The sequence below is a fragment of the Photorhabdus sp. RM96S genome (assembly GCF_042879335.1).
Classification (GTDB): domain Bacteria; phylum Pseudomonadota; class Gammaproteobacteria; order Enterobacterales; family Enterobacteriaceae; genus Photorhabdus; species Photorhabdus kayaii.
On the sequence record NZ_JBHFKT010000051.1, the window covers coordinates 1 to 21,132 of the forward strand.

Below are 21,132 nucleotides of genomic sequence, written 5' to 3' on the forward strand. Positions count from 1 at the left end.
CGATATAAATCAAAGAGAATTCGGTGGTGCGGTAGTTCAGTTGGTTAGAATACCGGCCTGTCACGCCGGGGGTCGCGGGTTCGAGCCCCGTCCGCACCGCCACCTTAATTTGTAGAGAAACCCTGAGAGAAATTTCAGGGTTTTTTGCTGTTTATGAATATTAAAATCAATAATTACCTTATTCTATTTGATAGAATCGGATAGTTTTTATAGTTATTCTGCATTTAAGAGGTTTTTTACGTGGTAAAAAAAACCTATGCGATAAGATATGTTGCTGGACAACCTGTTGAACGTGTCTTTCCTATGTCGACTCATCAGCTTGGGAATACATTACCTGTAGGTACTCCTTTGACCACTGGTACAAATGAGCTTAGGGTTGTTGTATGGAATATCTATAAACAGCAGCGTCCTTCATGGCGAAAGGTTCTGAAAGAGCTGACTAACGAAAGCCAGTTGATTTTATTACAAGAAGCGCAGACAACCCCTGATTTAGTTGAATTTGCTACCTCAAATTACCTAATATCTGATCAAGTTCCTGCATTTCTATTACCACAACACCCCTCTGGTGTAATGACGTTAGCAACTTCTCATCCTGTCTATTGCTGCCCACTGAGAGAGAAAGAGCCCCTTTTACGTTTATCTAAATCCGCTCTCATCACTGTTTATCTTTTACAGGATAATCGTCAGTTAATGGTTATTAATGTGCATGCGATAAATTTCAGTTTTGGTGTGGATGTGTATAGCCGCCAGTTGAATAACATTGGTGCTCATGTTCGTTTACATAATGGTCCAGTCATTATGGCTGGTGACTTTAATGCATGGAGTAAGCAACGATTAAATGCTTTAAAACGTTTTACCAGATATTTACACCTTGAAGAAGTATCTTTTACTGATGACTATAGAACAATCGCGTTTGGCAGACCTTTAGATTTTATTTTTTTCCGAGAGTTGAATATAGCTAATGCTACTGTAATACTCACTGATGCCTCCGATCATAATCCTCTTGTTGTGAATTTTTATTAATTCTTTATTATAAGAATATATTCGTCTATTTTTCAATGAATTAAATTCTTATTTAATTCATTGAAAAAACATGACTTTATGACTTAAAAATATTATATCATTATTACTTCGTTGTAACTGTTTATTATATGTTTCGACGGGTTTATATTATTAAAAATAAAATTTATTTCTATTGATATGATATATAAATTATTTTAATTAATATGTTTTGATTATATTAAGGTAAATATTAAATATATTTCATTTGGATAAATTAAAATAAATGCCAGATTAATCTGGCATTTATGAATGAAAATTATTTGTTTATCTGATGGATTTGAGAAATATTTTTCTTTTTGCTAAAGAAATAGGTGATTGATAATAAGATTACCCATGTGATTCCCACAATTAATGCAATGCGGGTTTTCTCGAAATAGCCCAGTAATACAATAACAAATACCATAAAGATAATGGTTAATGCAGGTGCTATTGGCCACATAGGAACGGGGAATTTCAGGGTCTTAGCTTCTTCTTTGCTCATTTTGCGACGCATAGCAACCTGAGAAAGTAGGATCATTAACCATACCCATACAGTAGCAAATGTTGCGATAGAGGCAATGATAATGAAAATTTCTTCCGGAATCATATAGTTGAGTATAACCCCAATTAATAGAACCGCTGACATAACGATTACAGTCATCCAGGGTACGCCATTACGGCTCAGCTTGGTGAATGATTTAGGCGCTTGTCCTTCTTGGGCCATGCCGTACATCATACGGCCAGCACCAAAAATATCGCTATTGATTGCTGAAACTGCGGCAGTAATCACTACAATATTGAGAATGTTAGCAGCAGAATTGATACCCAAGCTAGAAAAAATCTGTACGAATGGGCTACCTTCTTGACCGATCTGATTCCACGGATAGATACACATTAAAATAAACAGAGTCAGTACATAGAACAGCAGAATACGGAAAGGGACAGCATTGATTGCTTTTGGAATCGTTTTCTCAGGGTTTTTTGCCTCACTGGCAGTAATACCAATGACTTCAATACCGCCAAAAGCAAACATCACAATAGCGAGTGAAGCTATCACGCCACTGATGCCATTAGGCATAAAACCGCCATATTCCCACAAACTGGCAATACCGGTTGCATGATCTGTTTCTTGGCCGAATCCATAAACCATGATGACCATGCCACCGATAATCATAGCGATAATTGCGGTGACTTTCACAATAGAAAGCCAGAATTCCATTTCACCGAAAATCTTCACATGACAAAGATTAATTGCGCCAATAAAGCAGATAATGCTTAGTACCCAGATCCACTGTTCCACATGAGGGAACCAGAGCTTCATATAAAAACCAAATGCAGTAACGTCAGCCAGGCAGACGATCAACATTTCGAATATATAATTCCATCCGGTTAGAAATCCGGCTAAAGGTCCGAGGTAATGGCTGGCATAGTGTGAAAAAGAACCGGCTACTGGATGGTGAACAGCCATTTCACCTAATGCACGCATCACCATAAATACGGCAGCACCGCCGATTAAATAGGCGAGTAATACGGCGGGACCAGCTTGCTGAATAGCCGCTGCGGAGCCATAGAATAGCCCTGTGCCTATTGCGGAGCCTAATGCCATAAAGCGGATGTGCCGCCCGGTTAGACCCCGTTTCAGCTGAGTTTCATTATTCTGCATTATTTATTCCTGTCACTTTCTCAGTGCTAGATATATTTTAAGCACACAATGCCTCGACAAGTCGCATGTTAGCTAAGCGAAGCAAACCCCGTACCTTATCATAAAGATTGATGTTCGAGGGATAGATATCTGCAATAATGCGCCCTTGCCTAATGAAACCAGAGATTTTTATGTTTTACCCGATTAACGAAATATTCCAGACATTGCAGGGAGAAGGTTTTTTTACCGGAGTCCCGGCAATTTTTATTCGTCTACAAGGGTGTCCGGTTGGTTGTAGCTGGTGTGATACTAAACACACTTGGGAGAAAAAAGCGGAAAAGCAACGGACACTGGAAACAATTTTGCTGAAGACGAGTGAAAGCAATGAATGGAGTGAAGCATCGCCTAAGCAAATTGCGGCGCTGTTTGTTCAACAGAAATATACCGCACGTCACGTTGTTATCACTGGTGGTGAGCCTTGTCTTTATGATCTTATTCCTCTGACCGAAGAGTTAGAAAGCCTTGGCTACCAATGCCAGATAGAAACTAGTGGAACGTATCATGTTAAATGTTCTGTTGCTACTTGGGTGACGGTTTCACCAAAAGTTAATATGCGTGGTGGTTATCAGGTATTGCAGCAAGCTTTACAAAGGGCTAATGAAATAAAATATCCGGTTGCGAGGGAAAGAGATATTGAAGCATTGGATGAGTTATTGGCGACATTAGATGGCAACTCATCACGCATTATTGCACTGCAACCGATTAGCCAGAAAGAAGATGCTACCCGTTTATGTATTGAAACCTGTATTGCCCGTAATTGGCGGTTGTCTATGCAAACACATAAATATTTGAATATTGCCTGAGAAAAGCTTACTGCACTGGAGGTTTCCTAGTGCAGTAAGTTGTTTTATTTGCCGCGGAAAATACATCCCGCATTACAGGTTTCTTTCACCATAACGGCACTGAGTTGTGGAACTATTGGTTTAACTTTATGCCAAATCCAGGTTGCCAATACTTCGCTGGTTGGATTTTCCAGTCCAGGGATATCGTTCAGGTAATGGTGATCTAGCTGCTCCAAAATAGGCTTGAATAGGGCTTTTAAATCGGCAAAGTCCATAATCCAGCCACTATGAGGATTGACCTCCCCGGTCATTTCCAGTCGTACTATAAATGAGTGTCCATGCAGACGACCGCATTTATGGCCTTCTGGGACATGTGGCAGACGGTGGGCGGCTTCAAACTGAAAATCTTTAAAAATCGTTGTGCTCATAGTGGTTCTCCCTGACTTCAAAAAACCCGCTATTCTACCCTATCTTCTGAATTAAACCTGGTTTTTTCATTTTTTTGCCATTGCTCTTATTAACTGTTTTATAGATATATTAAATCTGTAAATATGGTTAGGCGTTTTGGTTATTTGATATTGCGATAGTTTCTTTAAATAGTAACAAGTCGCTGAGATAACCTTACAAACCATCCCTATTTATTTTCTCTACTAAAAATAACGGACATTAGTAATCGTAAAGGGCAGCACAGGACATGAGCATAAAACCACCTTCAATTTCACTTCTTCCGGTTTCACCTGAACAGCTAGTGCGTTTGCAATCGGCAATTGGGGATTTTTCACCAACTCAATTAGCCTGGCTGTCTGGTTATTTTTGGGGAATGGTAAATCAACAACCACAGGTTCAGGCTGTGGCTCCGGCGGTTCCGGCACAGGAGACGATTACATTAATTTCAGCTTCACAAACCGGTAATGCTCGTCGTTTAGCTGAGCAGCTCCGTGAGGATTTGTTGGCACAGAAACTCAATGTCAATCTATTCAACGCTGGTGATTATAAATTCAAACAAATTGCTCAAGAAAAGATACTGATAATTATTGCTTCTACTCAAGGTGAAGGAGAACCTGCTGAGGAAGCAGTTGCATTGTATAAATATCTCTATTCTAAAAAGGCACCAAAATTGAATGGTACGGTATTTGCGGTTTTTGGTCTGGGTGATACCTCTTATGAGCGTTTCTGCCAGGCTGGAAAAGATTTCGATAATCGTCTGAATGAATTAGGTGCTCAACGGCTTCTGGAACGTGTGGATGCTGATGTGGAATATCAACAAGTTGCGGCTCAGTGGCGTAAACAATTAACTGGGATCTTGAAACAGCGTATTCCGGCTGCGACAGGAACTGTGACTACTTCTGCACAGAACAGATCGGTAAATGAAATTTTTTCAACTTCTTATACTAAACAGGCACCATTAACTGCGGCTTTAGCTACTCGTCAGAAAATAACGGGTCGTGGTTCTGATAAAGATGTTCGCCATATTGAAATTGATCTGGGTGATTCAGGTTTGCGTTATCAGCCAGGTGATGCTTTGGGTGTTTGGTTTGAAAATGATCCGGAGCTGGTGGATGAAGTGTTGAATTTGCTCTGGTTGCAGGGAACAGAACAAGTTGAGGTTAATGGTCAGAAATTGTCATTAAGAGAAGCGCTGATCAGACACGTTGAGCTAACCCAAAATACCAGTGTGATTGTGGAAAAATACGCCGTTCTCGCGAAAGATGAAAAATTATTTTCTTTGATTGCTGATAAACAAGCATTACAGCAATACGCTCACAACAAACCGATTGCCGATATGATAAGAGAAGCGGCTTCTCAACCAGAGGCACAGCAATTTATTGATTTACTACGGCCTTTGACACCAAGACTCTATTCAATTTCTTCTTCTCAGGCAGAAGTGGAGAATGAAGTTCATCTTACAGTTGGCATGGTTCGTTATGAAATTAACGGCCGGGTCCGCACCGGCGGCGCATCCGGCTATCTAGCGGATCGCTTACAGGAAAATGGCGATATTCGTATTTTTATTGAGCATAACGATAATTTTCGTTTGCCTGCTGATCCACGCACGCCTGTCATCATGATTGGGCCGGGAACCGGAATTGCGCCATTTCGGGCGTTTATGCAGCAAAGAGAGGCCGATGGCGCGGAAGGGAAAAATTGGCTGTTCTTTGGTAATCCACATTTTACGGAGGATTTTCTCTATCAAGTGGAGTGGCAGCGTTATGTCAAAGATGGCTTGTTGACCCGCATTGATCTGGCATGGTCCCGTGATCAGCGGCATAAAGTTTATGTTCAGGACAAGCTGCGTGAGCAAGGTGAAGAAGTGTGGTGTTGGATAGAGGAAGGGGCACATCTGTACGTGTGTGGTGATGCAAACCGCATGGCGAAAGATGTGGAACATGCGTTGTTGGATATTATTGCTGAGCATGGTGGCATGGATACCGAACAGGCAGATGAATTTTTAAGTGAACTGCGTCTTGAGCGCCGTTATCAGAGGGATGTGTACTAATGAACGATAAACAACATGGTCCTTTGATTGTCGAAGGTAAACTGGCTGACAGTGAGCGTATGAAGCAGGAGAGTAATTTCCTGCGAGGTACGATCAGCGAAGATTTAACTAATGGCTTGACGGGAGGTTTTGAAGGGGACAATTTCCTGTTGATTCGTTTTCATGGCATGTATCAGCAGGATGATCGTGATATCCGTGCTGAACGCACAGAGCAAAAACTGGAGCCACGTCATGCAATGATGTTGCGCTGTCGTTTGCCGGGTGGCGTGATTACGCCACAACAATGGTTGGGCATTGATAAGTTTGCTGAAGAGAATACCCTTTATGGCAGTATCCGGTTGACTAACCGCCAGACATTTCAATTTCATGGCATTCTAAAAGGGAATGTAAAACTTGCGCATCAATTGCTGAATCAAGTTGGACTGGATTCGCTCGCGACGGCGAATGACGTTAACCGCAATGTGCTTTGTACCTCGAATCCTATTCAATCAGAGCTACATCAGCAAGCTTACGAATGGGCGAAGAAAATCTCAGAACATTTACTGCCACGTACCCGTGCTTATGCTGAACTCTGGTTGGATAAAGAAAAAGTCGCAACGACCGATGAAGAGCCGATTCTTGGACCGACTTATTTGCCGCGTAAATTCAAAACCACGGTAGTTATTCCTCCACAGAATGATGTTGATCTGCATGCCAACGATCTGAATTTTATTGCCATTGCAGAAGGTAGCAAGCTGGTTGGTTTTAACGTGTTGGTGGGGGGGGGGTTAGCGATGACTCACGGTGATAAAAATACCTATCCAAGTATGGCGAGTGAGTTTGGTTATATCCCGCTGGTACATACGCTGGCAATTGCGGAAGCTGTGGTGACAACTCAGCGTGATTGGGGTAACCGGACTGAGCGTAAAAATGCCAAAACCAAATATACGTTGGAGCGGGTTGGAGTTGATACTTTTAAAGAAGAGGTAGAGAGACGCGCTGGCGTGAAATTTGAGGCAATCCGACCTTATGAATTTACTGGTCGAGGTGATCAAATTGGCTGGCTGAAAGGCATCGATGATAAATGGCATTTGACGCTGTTTATCGAGAATGGTCGCCTTTTGGACTACCCCGGCAAGCCGCTGAAAAGCGGTGTTGCTGAAATTGCAAAAATACATAAAGGGGATTTTCGCCTGACGGCCAACCAGAACTTAATCATTGCTGGTATTCCTGAAAGTGAGAAACAACGCATTGAAACCATCGCCCGTCAGCATGGATTGATTGACGATAAAACCACAGTTCAGCGTGAAAATTCAATGGCTTGTGTCTCTTTCCCAACGTGCCCATTGGCAATGGCTGAGGCTGAACGTTTTTTACCGGAGTTTGTCACTCATGTTGAACAATTGATGAATAAACACGGTATTGGTGATGAACATATTGTTTTGCGGGTGACGGGTTGTCCGAATGGTTGTGGTAGAGCGATGTTGGCGGAGGTAGGGCTAGTCGGCAAAGCGCTTGATCGTTATAACCTTCATCTTGGTGGTAATCGGATTGGTACCCGTATTCCACGCATGTATAAAGAAAATATCAGCTCACAAGAGATCTTATCCATCATGGATGAACTTATTGGGCGTTGGGCGATAGGTCGGCAGCCAAATGAAGGTTTTGGTGATTTCCTGATCCGCACGGATATTATCAAACCGGTACTGGATTCAGCCCGCGATTTTTACGATTGGCAGGAGGCGGTATGAGCCAATTCAGCTTGTCTCAATTTGTTAGTATGACTGCTGAACAGCAAGAGCAATCATTGGCTGAGATTAATCTTCGGCTTGAAATGATGGATGCTCACCAGAGGGTAAACTGGGTATTGGAAAATTTGCCAGGGGAGTTTGTTCTTTCCTCCAGTTTTGGTATTCAAGCGGCGGTATGTCTTCATTTAGTGACACAAGAATATCCTGATATTCCGGTCATTCTTACTGATACGGGTTATCTATTCCCTGAAACTTATCAATTCATAGATAAACTCACAACGCAGTTGAAACTGAATTTGCAAGTATTCAGTGCTGAGTATTCTCCGGCTTGGCAAGAGGCTCGTTATGGGAAATTGTGGGAACAAGGCGTAGAGGGAATAGAGCGTTACAATCAGATTAATAAGGTTGAACCAATGAATCGAGCTTTGAAAAATCTGAGAGCACAAAGTTGGTTTGCTGGTTTACGCCGTCAGCAATCTGAAAGTCGATCAAAATTACCGGTTCTGGCTGTACAGCGGGGAGTATTTAAGATTTTGCCGATTATCGACTGGGATAACCGGCGTGTGCATCAATATCTGACAAAGCATGGCTTGGAATATCATCCATTATGGGAACAAGGTTATCTCTCTGTTGGTGACATCCATACAACCCAAAAATGGGAACCGGGCATGAGTGAAGAACAAACCCGTTTTTTTGGCTTGAAGCGAGAATGTGGGTTACATGAGAATTAAAAATCCGGTATTTACTGAATGGGATTGATAATAAAGCCCTCGCTTTGCTTTGGGGCGAGGGTGATGATTAATATAATATAGTCTGAAAAACAATTTAGTCTTTTTTGCAGTGGATTTTTATGTATGTTTTATTCGTTCATTTAAAGTTTCAATGATGAACGCGATCACCGAAATCTGATGCTCGGCTGCTGCACAATGTAATCGCTCCCCAAATGATTCGGGGTAGCGCGGAGTATAGCCCTGTTCTAGAGAGGTTGGCTATATTCCATTACAGAACAATTAATTCCTTTTTGTCATTTTATAACTTTACCGCCGACTCATATATTCATTCGAAACAGTTTCAGTACTTATAAATATTTCACTGGATATCAAGGGCAATCGTGGATTACTTACCGATATTTGTTGAGCTAAAAGGGCGGCTTGTATTGCTTGTCGGTGGTGGAGAAGTGGCCGCACGTAAGGCGACTCTACTACTACGGGCAGGTGCATTATTACAAGTTGTAGCGCCTGAATTGTGCTCTGAATTACAACAGCGTTATCAAGCTGGTGAGTTGGAATGGTATAAGGAAGAATTCCAGCCTGAATATCTTGATGGCATCTTTTTGGTCATTGCTGCGACTGATGATTATATTCTGAATCATCGGGTTTTTGCTGAGGCGAATAGGCGCAGTGTTTTGGTCAATGTGGTTGATGATCAAGCTCATTGCTCATTTATTTTTCCATCAATTATTGACCGCTCTCCGGTTTTGGTGGCGATTTCATCGGCGGGAAAAGCGCCAGTATTGGCGCGTTTAATCCGCGAGAAATTGGAAGCGTTACTGCCTTCCAGCCTTGGCATGATGGCAAACATCGCCGGGAATTGGCGTGATCGAGTAAAACAGCGATTAACTTCCATGCGCCAGCGTCGTTCTTTTTGGGAACAGGCTTTCAATGGTCGTTTCGCTATGTTGGTTGCAAACGGTCAGATCCAACAGGCGGAAAAACAGCTTGAGCAACAACTAGAACAGTCTGATTCGCAGGGAGAACTGGCTTTGGTTGGGGCTGGTCCTGGTGATCCGGGATTGCTGACGTTAAAGGGGTTACAGGTTATTCAGCAGGCAGATGTAGTGCTTTATGATCATTTGGTGAGCAGTGATGTACTGGATCTGGTTCGCCGTGATGCAGATAAAATTTGCGTTGGCAAAAGAGCGGGTAATCACTCTGTTTCTCAAGAGGAAACTAACCGATTGATTGTGAAATTTGCCGGACAGGGGAAAAAAGTGGTTCGTCTTAAAGGCGGTGATCCCTTTATTTTTGGCCGTGGCGGTGAAGAACTACAAGTTGCAGCATCGGCAGGTATCCCTTTTCAGGTTGTACCGGGCATTACCGCCGCCATCGGGGCGGCGGCTTATGCAGGAATTCCGCTAACTCATCGGGAACATTCACAGAGTATCACTTTTATTACTGGTCATTGTCGAGAAAAGGGTAATGAGTTGGATTGGCCAGCTTTAGCCAGAGGCAATCAGACTCTGGTGATTTATATGGGGACGGTAAAGGCAGCCTTGATAAGTCATCAATTAATTTTACATGGGCGAGCGAAAGAGACACCAGTAGCCGTCATTGGTGGTGGTACTCGTCTAGAGCAGCAAGTGTTAACCGGCACTTTGCTTGAACTGGAACAGTTAGCACAGAGGGCACCGTCGCCGGCCTTACTGGTGGTGGGAGAGGTGGCTCAACTCCACCATCAGATAGCTTGGTTTGGGCAGCAGTCTATTGCCAAGATAAGCCGTCCGGCAGTAGTCGATTTTGCATAAGGAGTTGTAATGGATGAGAAAAGATTGACACACTTGCAGCAACTTGAAGCTGAAAGTATTCATATTATACGGGAAGTGGCCGCCGAGTTTGAAAACCCAGTGATGCTTTACTCTATCGGTAAAGATTCTTCGGTCATGCTTCATCTTGCACGCAAGGCGTTCTATCCGGGAACATTGCCGTTTCCTTTGCTGCACGTGGATACGGGCTGGAAATTTCGTGAAATGTACGAGTTTCGTGATCGTACTGCTAAGAATTACGGCTTTGAACTATTGGTGTATCGCAACCCGCAAGGGGAAGCAATGGGAATCAATCCATTTGTGCATGGTAGTGCCAAACATACTGACATCATGAAAACCGAAGGGTTAAAGCAGGCGCTGGATAAATATGGTTTTGATGCCGCTTTCGGCGGTGCTCGTCGTGATGAAGAGAAATCACGTGCCAAAGAGAGGATCTATTCCTTCCGTGATCGTTCACATCGTTGGGACCCTAAAAACCAGCGTCCTGAATTGTGGCGTAATTACAACGGCCAGATCAACAAAGGTGAAAGTATTCGCGTATTCCCATTGTCTAACTGGACTGAACTGGATGTTTGGCAATACATCTATTTGGAGCAAATTGATATTGTTCCTCTTTATTTTGCCAAATTACGCCCGGTATTGGAGCGTGAGGGTACGCTGATTATGGTTGATGACAATCGGATCGATCTGAAACCTGGTGAGGTTATCAGCCAGCGCAAAGTTCGTTTCCGTACTCTTGGTTGTTGGCCGCTGACGGGAGCAGTGAAATCTGATGCTGAAACATTGCCGGAAATTATTGAAGAGATGCTGATATCGACGACAAGTGAACGGCAAGGGCGGCTGATTGATAGTGATCAATCTGCTTCTATGGAACTGAAAAAACGTCAAGGTTATTTCTAAGGAGAACAACCATGTCAGCACTTGCACAGAATGAAACTATTGCTCATCAAATTAAACAACAGGGCGGCGTAGAAGCTTATCTGCACGCTCAACAAGAGAAAGGATTACTGCGTTTCCTGACATGTGGCAGCGTGGATGATGGCAAAAGTACTCTGATTGGACGCTTGTTACATGATACCCGTCAGATCTACGAAGATCAGCTTTCAGTATTGCAGAATGACAGTAAACGTATCGGTACTCAGGGTGAAAAATTAGATCTGGCTTTATTGGTGGATGGTCTTGCCGCAGAGCGCGAACAGGGTATCACCATTGATGTGGCTTATCGTTATTTTTCAACAGAAAAACGCAAATTTATCATTGCTGATACACCGGGACATGAGCAGTACACCCGTAATATGGCAACGGGTGCATCGACCTGTGATCTCTCTATTCTGTTGATTGATGCGCGTAAAGGTGTTCAGGAGCAGACCCGTCGTCACAGTTTTATCAGTACATTGCTAGGTATTCGCCATTTGGTGGTAGCGGTGAATAAAATGGATTTGATGGAATATCGTCAGGAAGTTTTTGATCAGATCAAACAGAATTATATGAATTTCGCTGCCCAATTGCCGATAGATTTGGACGTTCATTTTGTCCCAATCTCTGCACTTGATGGCGATAATATTGTCACTAGAAGTCGTAATATGGATTGGTATGAAGGACCAACGTTGTTGGATATCCTTGAAGCAGTTGATGTAAAAAAGGAAGCCTCGAAGCAGTTACTGCGCTTCCCGGTACAGTATGTTAGCCGGCCTGATCTCGATTTTCGTGGTTACAGTGGCACACTTTCGTCTGGGATTTTACGTAAAGGGCAGAAAGTTAAAATCATGCCATCCGGTATCTGCTCTCAGGTGGAGCGGATAGTGACTTTTAATGGTGATTTGAATTTTGCTGTTCCGGGTGAAACCATTACGGTGGTGCTGAAAGACGAAATTGATATCAGCCGAGGTGATCTCCTGATTTCTGCCGATGATGAGATGATGGTTACCCGGCATGCGCTGGTGGATGTGGTATGGATGTCTGAACAGCCTTTGGTGCAGGGGCAGAACCTTGATATCAAAGTGGCGGGTAAAAAGAGTCGTGGGAAAGTTGAGAACATTCAATATCAAGTGGATATTACTCACCTGACACAGCGGGTGACTGTTGATTTACCATTAAATGCCATTGGATCGGTGGAATTTTCTTTTGAAGAACCATTAATGCTCGATAGCTATCAGCAAAATAGCGACACTGGCGGCATTATTTTGATTGATCGACTGACTAATGTCACTGTTGGTGCGGGGTTGGTACGTGAAATTCAGACAGATGTTTATGAAGGGCCAAAAGAATTCAGCGAATTTGAACTGGAATTGAATCGGTTGATTCGTCGTCATTTCCCTCATTGGGGAGCCAGAGATTTACTGGGAGGTAAATAAAGTGGCAGACATTGAAAATTTGCCATCAGAAAATATTGTCTGGCATCCACATCAACTGACCAGAGCGCAGCGGGAGATTGAAAATGGGCATCCTGCATTGGTTATTTGGTTCACTGGTTTATCGGGTTCAGGGAAATCCACTGTGGCCGGGGCTTTAGAGCAGGCCCTGTTTCAACGGGGAATAAAAACGTATTTGCTTGATGGTGATAACTTGCGTCATGGCCTTTGTAGTGATTTGGGTTTCTCTGAACAGGATAGGCAGGAAAATATCCGCCGTGTGGGTGAAGTTGCCAGTTTGATGGTCGATGCGGGTTTAGTCGTGCTGACGGCTTTTATCTCCCCTCATAAAGCAGAGCGGAAAAAGGTTCGTGAACTGTTGGAACCGGGGAAATTTATTGAAGTTTTTGTCGATACACCACTGGAAATTTGTGAATCCCGTGATCCGAAAGGATTGTACAAAAAAGCCCGTGCCGGTGAAATTCGTCATTTCACGGGGATTGATTCAGTCTATGAGGTTCCCGATAACCCGGAAATTTATCTTCCAGGCCAGCAATCCGTTGAAATCTCCGTGGCCCAGTTGCTGGTGGAATTGGAAAAGAGCGGCATTATACGCTCAATGATTCATCACGGATAACGTCAACAAAAAGCACATTATTGCGTTTTCAGTGATGTGCTTGTGTAAAATAGCTGCATTCAACTATTTTTCTCATACCCTGTTTTGTGATAGTGGCGTCATTCTTTGAGTTATGGGATGATTGACAGATATTTTAGGGGGCGGAAATGGGTAAACTGACGCTACTATTGCTGGTTTTACTTGGATGGCTACAGTATTCACTGTGGCTTGGTAAAAACGGCATTCATGATTATGTGCGGGTTAAGAATGATGTTGCGATGCAAGAGCGTAATAACAGCAAACTTAAAGCGCGTAACGATCAGTTATCGGCGGAAATTGATGATCTTACGGGTGGACAAGAAGCTATCGAAGAGCGATCCCGTAGTGAATTGGGTATGATCAAACCGGGTGAAACTTTCTATCGTTTAATCGTTGATAAATCTAAAGAAAACACTTCGCGTCCCTCGACTCCAAATAATACTCAATAATTAAAATGAACAATCTATTACTTCGTTCCTGTGCTGATATTATTGCTTTGGTACCAGCAGCGGGTATTGGTAGCCGAATGAATTCGGATTGCCCAAAGCAATACCTGTCTATTGCTGGAAAGACTATTATTGAGCACACCTTGGCTGCATTACTTGCTCATCCCCGTATTCAGCATGTTGTGATTGTTTTAAATCCCGCGGACACACAGTTTCAATCCCTTGAGGTTGCATCAGATTCGCGCATTACTACGGTAACTGGTGGTGAACAGCGAGCAGATTCTGTGCTGGCTGGTTTAAATCATCTGGTTCATTTGACTGGCAATGATCATTGCTGGGTTTTAGTGCATGATGCGGCCCGCCCTTGTTTACACCATGACGATCTTGACCGTTTGTTACAATTAGCAGAAGCCGATGAACAGGGAAATATGGCATGCGGTGGTATTCTGGCATCGCCGGTCCGCGATACGATGAAACGCGGACGGGTTGGTCAGATTATTGACCATACAGTAGAACGGCAAGGTCTCTGGCATGCACTGACACCGCAGTTTTTTCCGTTGATGTTACTAAGGGATTGTTTATCAAAAGCACTTTCTCAACACGCTAATATTACAGATGAAGCTTCCGCACTGGAATATTGTGGTTATCAACCGGTGTTGGTTAACGGGCGTTCGGACAATATAAAAGTCACGCGTCCTGAGGATTTGGCATTGGCAGAATTTTATCTGTCTAGAAAATAAAGGAACAGACATCATGAGGATCGGACACGGTTTCGATGTACATAAATTTGGTGGTGAAGGACCGATTATTATCGGTGGTGTTCGTATTCCTTATGAACAAGGGTTGTTAGCGCATTCCGATGGTGATGTTGCTCTCCATGCAGCAACGGATGCTTTGTTAGGTGCTGCGGCATTGGGCGATATCGGGAAATTATTCCCAGACACTGATCCGGCGTTTAAAGGGGTGGATAGCCGTAAATTATTGCGCGAAGCCTATTCACGTATCAGAGAAAAGGGGTATCGGATTGGCAATCTGGATATTACGATTATCGCTCAAGCACCCAAAATGTTGCCGCATATTCCACAAATGAGAGTCAATCTGGCAGAAGATCTGCAATGTCACATTGATGATATTAATGTTAAAGCCACAACCACCGAAAAATTGGGATTTGTTGGGCGTAAAGAAGGTATTGCTTGCGAAGCGGTTGCTTTGCTGGTTAAGGAATAATTGATGGTATTGGCTGAATTAAATTGGCTGTATGGGCAATCGGAAGCGACGGGGATATTAAAGGCTTCGCCGGAAGATTTTATTGTCTGTGAAGATTTGGGATTTTCTCCTGATGGAGAAGGTGAGCACTTAATGGTGCATATTCGTAAAACGGGTTGTAATACTCAATTTGTTGCAGATAACCTCGCTCGTTTCGCTGGTATACCGTCTAGATCGGTCAGTTATGCTGGTTTAAAAGACCGTAATGCAGTGACAGAACAGTGGTTTTGTTTGCACTTACCGGGCAAACAAGATCCTGATTTTGCCTCGTTTCAGCTTGAGGGATGTGAAGTTCTGACGACAGCTCGTCAGAAACGTAAATTGCGCATTGGCGCATTGAAAGGAAACTCATTTACACTTATTTTGCGGGAAATCAGTCATCACCAAGTGGTTGAAAACAGACTACAGTTGATTCAGCAAAGTGGTGTGCCTAACTATTTTGGTGAACAGCGTTTTGGTCGGGATGGACAGAATCTGATTCAAGCGCAGCGTTGGGCAAATAATGAAATCCGAGTAAAAGAGAGAAATAAACGCAGTTTTTATCTGTCAGCTAGTCGTAGTGCTATGTTTAATGCGGTAGCCAGTGCGCGGGTTGCTCTGAAACAGCAACAACAGGTAATGAAGGGTGACGCCCTACAATTAACAGGGCGTGGTAGTTGGTTTGTTGCTGACGAAGCTGAATTGCCTTTATTGCAACAGCGGGTGATTGATGGAGAATTACAAATAACAGCACCGCTGCCTGGTGACAGTGAATTGGGAACACAGCACCAAGCTGTGGATTTTGAACGGCAATATTTGCAGCCTTATGAATCGTTGTGGGAACTTATCAAGCGTGAAAGGGTGGAAGGTTCTCGTAGGGCGATTCTGGTGCAGCCTCAGAATCTGAATTGGCAATGGCAAGATAATGACACGGTAAAAATCAGTTTCTGGTTGCCTGCTGGCAGTTTTGCTACCAGTGTGGTCAGGGAAATAATCAATCAGGATCAAAATAATGTTACGAATATTGTTGAGTAATGATGATGGTGTGACCGCTCCAGGGATTCAGGCTTTGGCGGCTGCATTGCGTGAAAGTTATCATGTGCAGGTTGTTGCTCCTGATCGTAATCGGAGTGGTGCATCTAATGCATTGACCCTTGATCGTTCATTAAGTGTTAATACGCTGGAGAATGGTGATATTTCGGTATTGGACGGCACACCAACAGATTGTGTTTATCTCGGTGTTAATCGGCTGGTTCTTCCGCGCCCTGAAATTGTTGTTTCTGGTATTAATCGTGGCCCTAACCTTGGGGATGATGTGATTTATTCCGGTACGGTTGCGGCTGCGATGGAAGGCCGTCATCTGGGGTTGTCGGCATTGGCTATTTCACTTGATGGCGAATTGCATTATGAAACAGCGGCAGAAATCACATGTCGTTTACTACAGATGCTACAAACAACGCCTTTGAGAGCGGGTAATATTTTAAATGTGAATGTTCCTGATCTGCCACTTGAGCACATTAAAGGTTTTCGGGTGACACGTTGTGGTAGCCGTCATGCCGCGGAAGAAGTTTATTCTATGCAAGATCCGAAAGGTAACATGCTTTATTGGTTGGGGCCACCGGGAGATAAATATGATGCTGGTCCTGAAACAGATTTTGCGGCGGTGGAACAGGGATATGTATCTATTACGCCATTACAGGTAGATCTGACTTCGTATAAAGCGCAGGCGTTAGTAAGAGATTGGTTAGCTAAAGCTGAGGTTGATGGAGAATGCTGAGTCGGGCAATGAAAAATTTGCTGACACAATTACGCCAGCAGGGAATAGATGATGAACGTTTACTGGCCGCCATTTCTGCCGTGCCTAGAGAACGTTTTGTCGATGAAGCACTGGCACATAAAGCGTATGAAAATACGGCCTTGCCTATTGGTTATGGGCAAACGATTTCTCAGCCTTATATTGTTGCCCGTATGACTGAGCTGCTTCAGTTAACACCGGATGCTAAGGTTTTGGAAATTGGTACTGGCTCTGGTTATCAGACAGCAATATTAGCGCATTTGGTCAAACATGTTTTCTCGGTAGAACGGATCAAGGGCTTACAGTGGCAGGCTAAACGGAGATTGAAACAGCTTGATTTGCATAATGTTTCAACCCGTCATGGGGATGGTTGGCAAGGATGGCCGTCGCGTGGGTTATTTGATGCTATTATTGTGACCGCTGCGCCTCCGTATATCCCACAAGAATTGATGCTTCAGCTTGCTGATGGTGGTGTGATGGTTTTGCCCGTTGGCGAGCATACACAAATTCTTAAATCCATGAAACGTCATGGCAATGGTTTTCATAGTGAAGTGATCGAAGCTGTGCGTTTTGTGCCCCTTGTGCAAGGGGAACTGGCTTAAATTCATAGTCTATTGCAACTATTTTTCAATTAATGGTTATATTTGCTTTAATAAGCGAAATTATTTTCGTTTCGAGATTTTTGTGGTTATGTATAACCTTTAAGAATTATTAATTTTTTACGCTTATCTTTGCCGTTATGGGGGAAGGAAATATGAATTCGGGAAGCCCAATGAAAAAAATACAGCGGATTGTAACGTGTTTATTGATGGGAGTCTGGTTAGTAGGCTGTACAAATACACCAACTCGTCCTGCACCTATCACTAGTATTGATCAAAAACAAAGCAGCGGGAGTCGTTATCCGGTAATATCTCCCGGCCATGCTGCTGTATCTACGCCAATGCCATCTTCACCTTCGTCGATGAGTGAGTCTGATAGCAATTTGCAGGGGAAAATCGTTTATAACCGTGATTATGACAGTATTCCTAAAGGTAGCTATAACGGCAGTACTTATACAGTCAAGCATGGTGATACTCTGTTTTATATTGCCTGGATCACAGGTAGTGATTTTCGTGATCTTGCAAGCAAAAATAATATTTCAGAGCCTTACAGTTTGACGGTGGGGCAGACTTTGAGGACCGGTAGTAGCGGGATGTTAACCACTTATAACCATAATCAAATTCAAACAACCCTGGTTGATTCTCAATCAACTAATGCGTATCCTGCAAATTCCGGGAAGCAAAAGAGTGTAAAAATGTTGCCACGGGCAACTACATCAACAGTAAACGATACGTATTTAGAATCACCGACGACAACCGCAAGCAGTGGAAACAGCGCTGTCAGCAGTTGGATGTGGCCGGCTGAAGGTAAAGTGATTGAGAGTTTCTCTGATACCCAAGGGGGTAACAAAGGGATTGATATTGCAGGTAGCAGGGGCCAGTCAGTATTTGCAACAGCAGGTGGTCGAGTTGTCTACGCCGGAAATGCCTTACGTGGATATGGAAATCTGATAATTATAAAACATAACGATGACTACCTGAGTGCCTATGCTCATAACGATACAATGCTGGTTCGTGAGCAACAGGATATCAAGGCTGGGCAAAAAATTGCCGCTATGGGTAGCACGGGTACCAGCTCTGTAAGATTACACTTTGAAATTCGTTACAAGGGAAAATCCGTAAACCCGCTGCGTTATCTTCCGCAGCGATAAACTGGGCAGAGTGCTGAATTCTGCCTGCATTATCATGGGTAGGGGCAGCTTATGAGCCAAAATACGCTGAAAGTTAACGAGTTGTATGATGATGCGGATTTAGATGAAAGTGGTATTGAAGCTGACGACTTCGATGAGAAATTATTGAAGAACAATGGGGATGATCTAACTGATTTTGAGAATGATTTAGATGTATTGCAGGGCATGAGCCAGCGGGTTCTTGATGCAACACAGCTTTATCTCGGCGAGATTGGTTTTTCTCCTTTGCTGACGGCGGAAGAAGAGGTTTTTTTCGCAAGGCGGGCATTACGTGGTGATGTTCTTGCCCGCCAGAGAATGATCGAAAGTAACTTGCGATTGGTTGTCAAAATTTCCCGCCGTTACAGTAACAGAGGCTTAGCTCTTCTTGATTTAATTGAAGAAGGTAATCTTGGCCTTATCCGTGCTGTTGAAAAATTTGACCCGGAGCGCGGGTTCAGGTTTTCTACCTATGCAACATGGTGGATTCGGCAAACCATTGAACGGGCGATTATGAATCAAACCCGTACTATTCGGTTGCCAATCCATATTGTTAAAGAGCTCAACGTCTACTTGCGTACAGCGAGAGAACTTGCCCATAAATTGGATCATGAACCTAGCCCGGAAGAGATAGCAGAGCAGCTGGATAAACCGGTTGATGACGTAAGCCGTATGTTGCGATTGAATGAACGTATCATTTCGGTTGATACCCCTATTAGCAGTGATTCTGATAAAGCGCTATTGGATGTTTTATCGGATGAGAATGAAAGTGGGCCGGAGGGAACAACACAGGAAGACGATATGAAAAAGAGTATCGTCAAATGGTTGTTTGAGTTGAATTCGAAGCAACGTGAAGTATTAGCGCGTCGTTTTGGTCTTTTGGGATATGAGGCTGAAACGTTGGAAGATGTGGGCAAAGAGATCGGTTTGACAAGGGAAAGAGTGCGTCAGATCCAAGTCGAAGGTTTGCGACGTCTGAAAGATATTATGCAAACTCAAGGTTTGAATATTGAAGCGTTATTCCGTACTTAATTGTTGAATAGTTTGGCTACTTGGGTTCTGAAGAACAGTTGCTCGTATTTTTGCATTGTTGATGCTTGGTATTATCAAGTTCTTCAGTACCCGGTAGGATTCCCTAATTTTGTCTTAGATGATGATAGTAAATTTCAATCAAAGATTTCTGATATTTAAATTGCAGTGATGTGATTAACGCCCTTTTTTAACTTCTTTCCTGATTCCCTTTTTCGGGAAGTTGTGTGGTGGTGATGTCTATATATTGTGAACGATAAGGATTACCACTAATGGTTATGATGTATAACCCCCCGTATCCCGGAATATTAGTTAAAGAGGCTATGGAGGCTCTGAATTTGAGCGCCAGAGGCTTGGCTAAGGCACTGGGTGTAGCGCCATCAACTGTGCAATGCTTGGTTGTTGGTAAGTCTGATGTTTCGCCAGAAATGGCACTGAAATTGTCTGTTGTTATTGGCAGTTCACCTCAAGTTTGGATGGGGATGCAGGTAGACTATGAGTTATGGCAGGCAAAACAGCATATCGATGTGTCTCACCTTCATCGATTGCACATAGCTTGATTAACATATTTCAATATCCCTAATTCTGAGCTATCTCAATTGTTTTGTCATTGGCCTGAAAGGTGAGTATAAGCTCACCTTTCAATCTATACCCGTCATCTTTCAAGTTGCCTCTTTGTTGGCCGCGCTCACTCACCCCGGTCACATAGTTATCTATGCTCCCGGGGATTCGCTCCCTTGCCGTCGCGATCCATCTTGAAATCCATAGGGTTATACATTCAGTTCAGATTACAGGAATGCCACTGTGGAATTTAAAATCGCTATCTGGATTTTGAATCAATTCAGCTTCAACTCGGCCAAAATAGTTTACCCGTTCGGTAATATCTTCATTAGCAATAGATTGCGCTAGTGAAAGATAGTCTTGGTAGTGACGTGCTTCAGAGCGAAGCAGAGAGATATAAAATTTACTCAGATCTTCATCTAAATGAGGGGCAAGTTTGGCGAAACGTTCACAAGAACGCGCCTCAATATAAGCGCCGATAATCAGCTTATCGACCAATGTATAAGGTTCATGGTTGATGATATGGCTGAGCATGCCTTTGGCATAACGGCTGGCAGTGATGCTTTCATAGCTGATATTGCGTGCGTCCATGATTTCTAGCACTTGATAGAAGTGATGCAACTCTTCTTTAATCAGCAGTACCATTTTATCAATCAGATCCTGGCTATAAGGTGAATTAGCTTTGGCGGTGATCTGTTTGGTCGCTTGGTTTTGGCCTCTTAATGAATTGAGAGCGCCAATTTTCTTGTAAGCAAAATCTTCATAAGGTTTAAACCATGCCAGAAGTGTATCCTCACTTCGCTGATCTACGGCATACTTGCGGATCAAAAACATAGCGCTCTGTGCTGCTTTCAGTTCGCATAATAGATGATCCCGTAAAAGCATAGGTAAATTTTCAGGCTGTTTTGCTTTATCTACCCACAAATCCGGGGTTTCACATTGCAAAAAATGGTATATCGGTTGTAAGAGGCTTTTGTCAAACATGTTC

Annotated in this window: 22 protein-coding genes, 1 tRNA gene and 1 pseudogene; 19 read left to right on the forward strand and 5 right to left on the reverse strand. The window is 43.3% G+C overall.

The genetic code is table 11. The features are described from left to right. Nucleotides 1-25: 25 nt before the first annotated feature. Together ACGF49_RS21730 and ACGF49_RS21735 are read left to right on the forward strand one after the other, a co-directional pair. A tRNA-Asp gene (locus ACGF49_RS21730) sits at nucleotides 26-102 on the forward strand. 138 nt (nucleotides 103-240) lie between these two features. After that, nucleotides 241-1,023, forward strand: coding sequence for an endonuclease/exonuclease/phosphatase family protein (locus ACGF49_RS21735; protein WP_112879886.1), 783 nt, complete (start codon nucleotides 241-243; stop codon nucleotides 1,021-1,023). A gap of 295 nt (nucleotides 1,024-1,318) precedes the next feature. On the opposite strand, the gene ACGF49_RS21740 is transcribed toward ACGF49_RS21735, so the two are convergent. Beyond that, on the reverse strand, nucleotides 1,319-2,704 hold the full coding sequence (locus ACGF49_RS21740) for an amino acid permease (RefSeq protein WP_113044063.1): 1,386 nt from the start codon (nucleotides 2,702-2,704) through the stop codon (nucleotides 1,319-1,321). Nucleotides 2,705-2,874: 170 nt separating this feature from the next. On the opposite strand from ACGF49_RS21740, the gene queE reads away from it, so the two are divergent. Beyond that, entirely contained in the window at nucleotides 2,875-3,546 is a 672-nt protein-coding gene (gene queE / locus ACGF49_RS21745) for a 7-carboxy-7-deazaguanine synthase QueE (protein ID WP_113044090.1), read from the forward strand. 44 nt (nucleotides 3,547-3,590) lie between these two features. Here the strand turns inward: queE and queD are convergent, their stop codons facing one another. After that, a complete protein-coding gene (gene queD / locus ACGF49_RS21750; protein ID WP_113044064.1) occupies nucleotides 3,591-3,953 on the reverse strand; it encodes a 6-carboxytetrahydropterin synthase QueD in 363 nt (120 codons plus the stop codon). A 266-nt stretch (nucleotides 3,954-4,219) separates the two neighbouring features. On the opposite strand from queD, the gene cysJ reads away from it, so the two are divergent. From cysJ to ACGF49_RS21765, 3 genes are read left to right on the forward strand one after another with little or no spacing between them, the layout of a single operon-like run. Continuing rightward, complete coding sequence (gene cysJ, locus ACGF49_RS21755) at nucleotides 4,220-6,022, forward strand: NADPH-dependent assimilatory sulfite reductase flavoprotein subunit (RefSeq protein ID WP_113044065.1); 1,803 nt, start codon at nucleotides 4,220-4,222, stop codon at nucleotides 6,020-6,022. Then, on the forward strand, nucleotides 6,022-7,752 hold the full coding sequence (gene cysI / locus ACGF49_RS21760; RefSeq protein ID WP_113044066.1) for an assimilatory sulfite reductase (NADPH) hemoprotein subunit: 1,731 nt from the start codon (nucleotides 6,022-6,024) through the stop codon (nucleotides 7,750-7,752). Before cysJ ends, cysI begins: the two co-directional genes overlap by 1 nt. Further along, entirely contained in the window at nucleotides 7,749-8,483 is a 735-nt protein-coding gene (locus ACGF49_RS21765; RefSeq protein WP_113044067.1) for a phosphoadenylyl-sulfate reductase, read from the forward strand. Before cysI ends, ACGF49_RS21765 begins: the two co-directional genes overlap by 4 nt. 117 nt (nucleotides 8,484-8,600) lie before the next feature. On the opposite strand, the pseudogene ACGF49_RS21770 reads toward ACGF49_RS21765, so the two are convergent. Beyond that, nucleotides 8,601-8,720: pseudogene (locus ACGF49_RS21770) on the reverse strand (toxin-antitoxin system HicB family antitoxin); the annotation flags it as partial. 143 nt (nucleotides 8,721-8,863) lie between these two features. Between ACGF49_RS21770 and cysG the strand changes: the two are divergent. From cysG to ACGF49_RS21835, 13 genes are all read left to right on the forward strand, one after another. After that, nucleotides 8,864-10,276, forward strand: coding sequence for a siroheme synthase CysG (gene cysG, locus ACGF49_RS21775; RefSeq protein ID WP_113044068.1), 1,413 nt, complete (start codon nucleotides 8,864-8,866; stop codon nucleotides 10,274-10,276). Between the two features lie 9 nt (nucleotides 10,277-10,285). Then, a complete protein-coding gene (gene cysD, locus ACGF49_RS21780; protein ID WP_113026078.1) occupies nucleotides 10,286-11,194 on the forward strand; it encodes a sulfate adenylyltransferase subunit CysD in 909 nt (302 codons plus the stop codon). 11 nt (nucleotides 11,195-11,205) lie between these two features. Then, nucleotides 11,206-12,648, forward strand: a complete 1,443-nt coding sequence (cysN, locus tag ACGF49_RS21785) for a sulfate adenylyltransferase subunit CysN (RefSeq protein WP_113044070.1) — start codon at nucleotides 11,206-11,208, stop codon at nucleotides 12,646-12,648. 1 nt (nucleotide 12,649) lies between these two features. Further along, nucleotides 12,650-13,282, forward strand: a complete 633-nt coding sequence (gene cysC, locus ACGF49_RS21790) for an adenylyl-sulfate kinase (protein WP_113044071.1) — start codon at nucleotides 12,650-12,652, stop codon at nucleotides 13,280-13,282. Nucleotides 13,283-13,428: 146 nt separating this feature from the next. After that, complete coding sequence (gene ftsB, locus ACGF49_RS21795; protein WP_065390098.1) at nucleotides 13,429-13,749, forward strand: cell division protein FtsB; 321 nt, start codon at nucleotides 13,429-13,431, stop codon at nucleotides 13,747-13,749. A 5-nt stretch (nucleotides 13,750-13,754) separates the two neighbouring features. Then, on the forward strand, nucleotides 13,755-14,486 hold the full coding sequence (gene ispD / locus ACGF49_RS21800) for a 2-C-methyl-D-erythritol 4-phosphate cytidylyltransferase (protein ID WP_113044072.1): 732 nt from the start codon (nucleotides 13,755-13,757) through the stop codon (nucleotides 14,484-14,486). Nucleotides 14,487-14,499: 13 nt separating this feature from the next. Next, nucleotides 14,500-14,973 carry a 2-C-methyl-D-erythritol 2,4-cyclodiphosphate synthase gene (ispF, locus tag ACGF49_RS21805; RefSeq protein WP_011145090.1) on the forward strand — a complete coding sequence of 158 codons (474 nt, stop codon included), beginning with the start codon at nucleotides 14,500-14,502 and terminating at the stop codon, nucleotides 14,971-14,973. Between the two features lie 3 nt (nucleotides 14,974-14,976). Continuing rightward, a complete protein-coding gene (truD, locus tag ACGF49_RS21810; RefSeq protein ID WP_113044073.1) occupies nucleotides 14,977-16,026 on the forward strand; it encodes a tRNA pseudouridine(13) synthase TruD in 1,050 nt (349 codons plus the stop codon). Further along, entirely contained in the window at nucleotides 16,004-16,768 is a 765-nt protein-coding gene (gene surE / locus ACGF49_RS21815) for a 5'/3'-nucleotidase SurE (RefSeq protein ID WP_387492757.1), read from the forward strand. Before truD ends, surE begins: the two co-directional genes overlap by 23 nt. Beyond that, nucleotides 16,762-17,388: a protein-L-isoaspartate(D-aspartate) O-methyltransferase gene (locus ACGF49_RS21820; protein ID WP_112877122.1), complete on the forward strand. Its 627-nt coding sequence runs from the start codon at nucleotides 16,762-16,764 to the stop codon at nucleotides 17,386-17,388. Before surE ends, ACGF49_RS21820 begins: the two co-directional genes overlap by 7 nt. Before the next feature lie 170 nt (nucleotides 17,389-17,558). Continuing rightward, nucleotides 17,559-18,536 (forward strand): murein hydrolase activator NlpD, encoded by a 978-nt coding sequence (gene nlpD / locus ACGF49_RS21825; protein WP_228901511.1) that lies wholly within the window; start codon nucleotides 17,559-17,561, stop codon nucleotides 18,534-18,536. Between the two features lie 51 nt (nucleotides 18,537-18,587). Then, nucleotides 18,588-19,586 carry an RNA polymerase sigma factor RpoS gene (gene rpoS, locus ACGF49_RS21830; protein WP_113044076.1) on the forward strand — a complete coding sequence of 333 codons (999 nt, stop codon included), beginning with the start codon at nucleotides 18,588-18,590 and terminating at the stop codon, nucleotides 19,584-19,586. Between the two features lie 269 nt (nucleotides 19,587-19,855). Continuing rightward, nucleotides 19,856-20,143: a HigA family addiction module antitoxin gene (locus tag ACGF49_RS21835; RefSeq protein ID WP_349010761.1), complete on the forward strand. Its 288-nt coding sequence runs from the start codon at nucleotides 19,856-19,858 to the stop codon at nucleotides 20,141-20,143. 19 nt (nucleotides 20,144-20,162) lie between these two features. Here ACGF49_RS21835 and ACGF49_RS21840 read toward each other — a convergent pair whose 3' ends face one another. Next, complete coding sequence (locus ACGF49_RS21840; RefSeq protein ID WP_262978210.1) at nucleotides 20,163-20,288, reverse strand: hypothetical protein; 126 nt, start codon at nucleotides 20,286-20,288, stop codon at nucleotides 20,163-20,165. Nucleotides 20,289-20,366: 78 nt separating this feature from the next. After that, nucleotides 20,367-21,128 (reverse strand): tRNA isopentenyl-2-thiomethyl-A-37 hydroxylase MiaE, encoded by a 762-nt coding sequence (locus tag ACGF49_RS21845; RefSeq protein ID WP_113044080.1) that lies wholly within the window; start codon nucleotides 21,126-21,128, stop codon nucleotides 20,367-20,369. Nucleotides 21,129-21,132 lie beyond the last annotated feature (4 nt).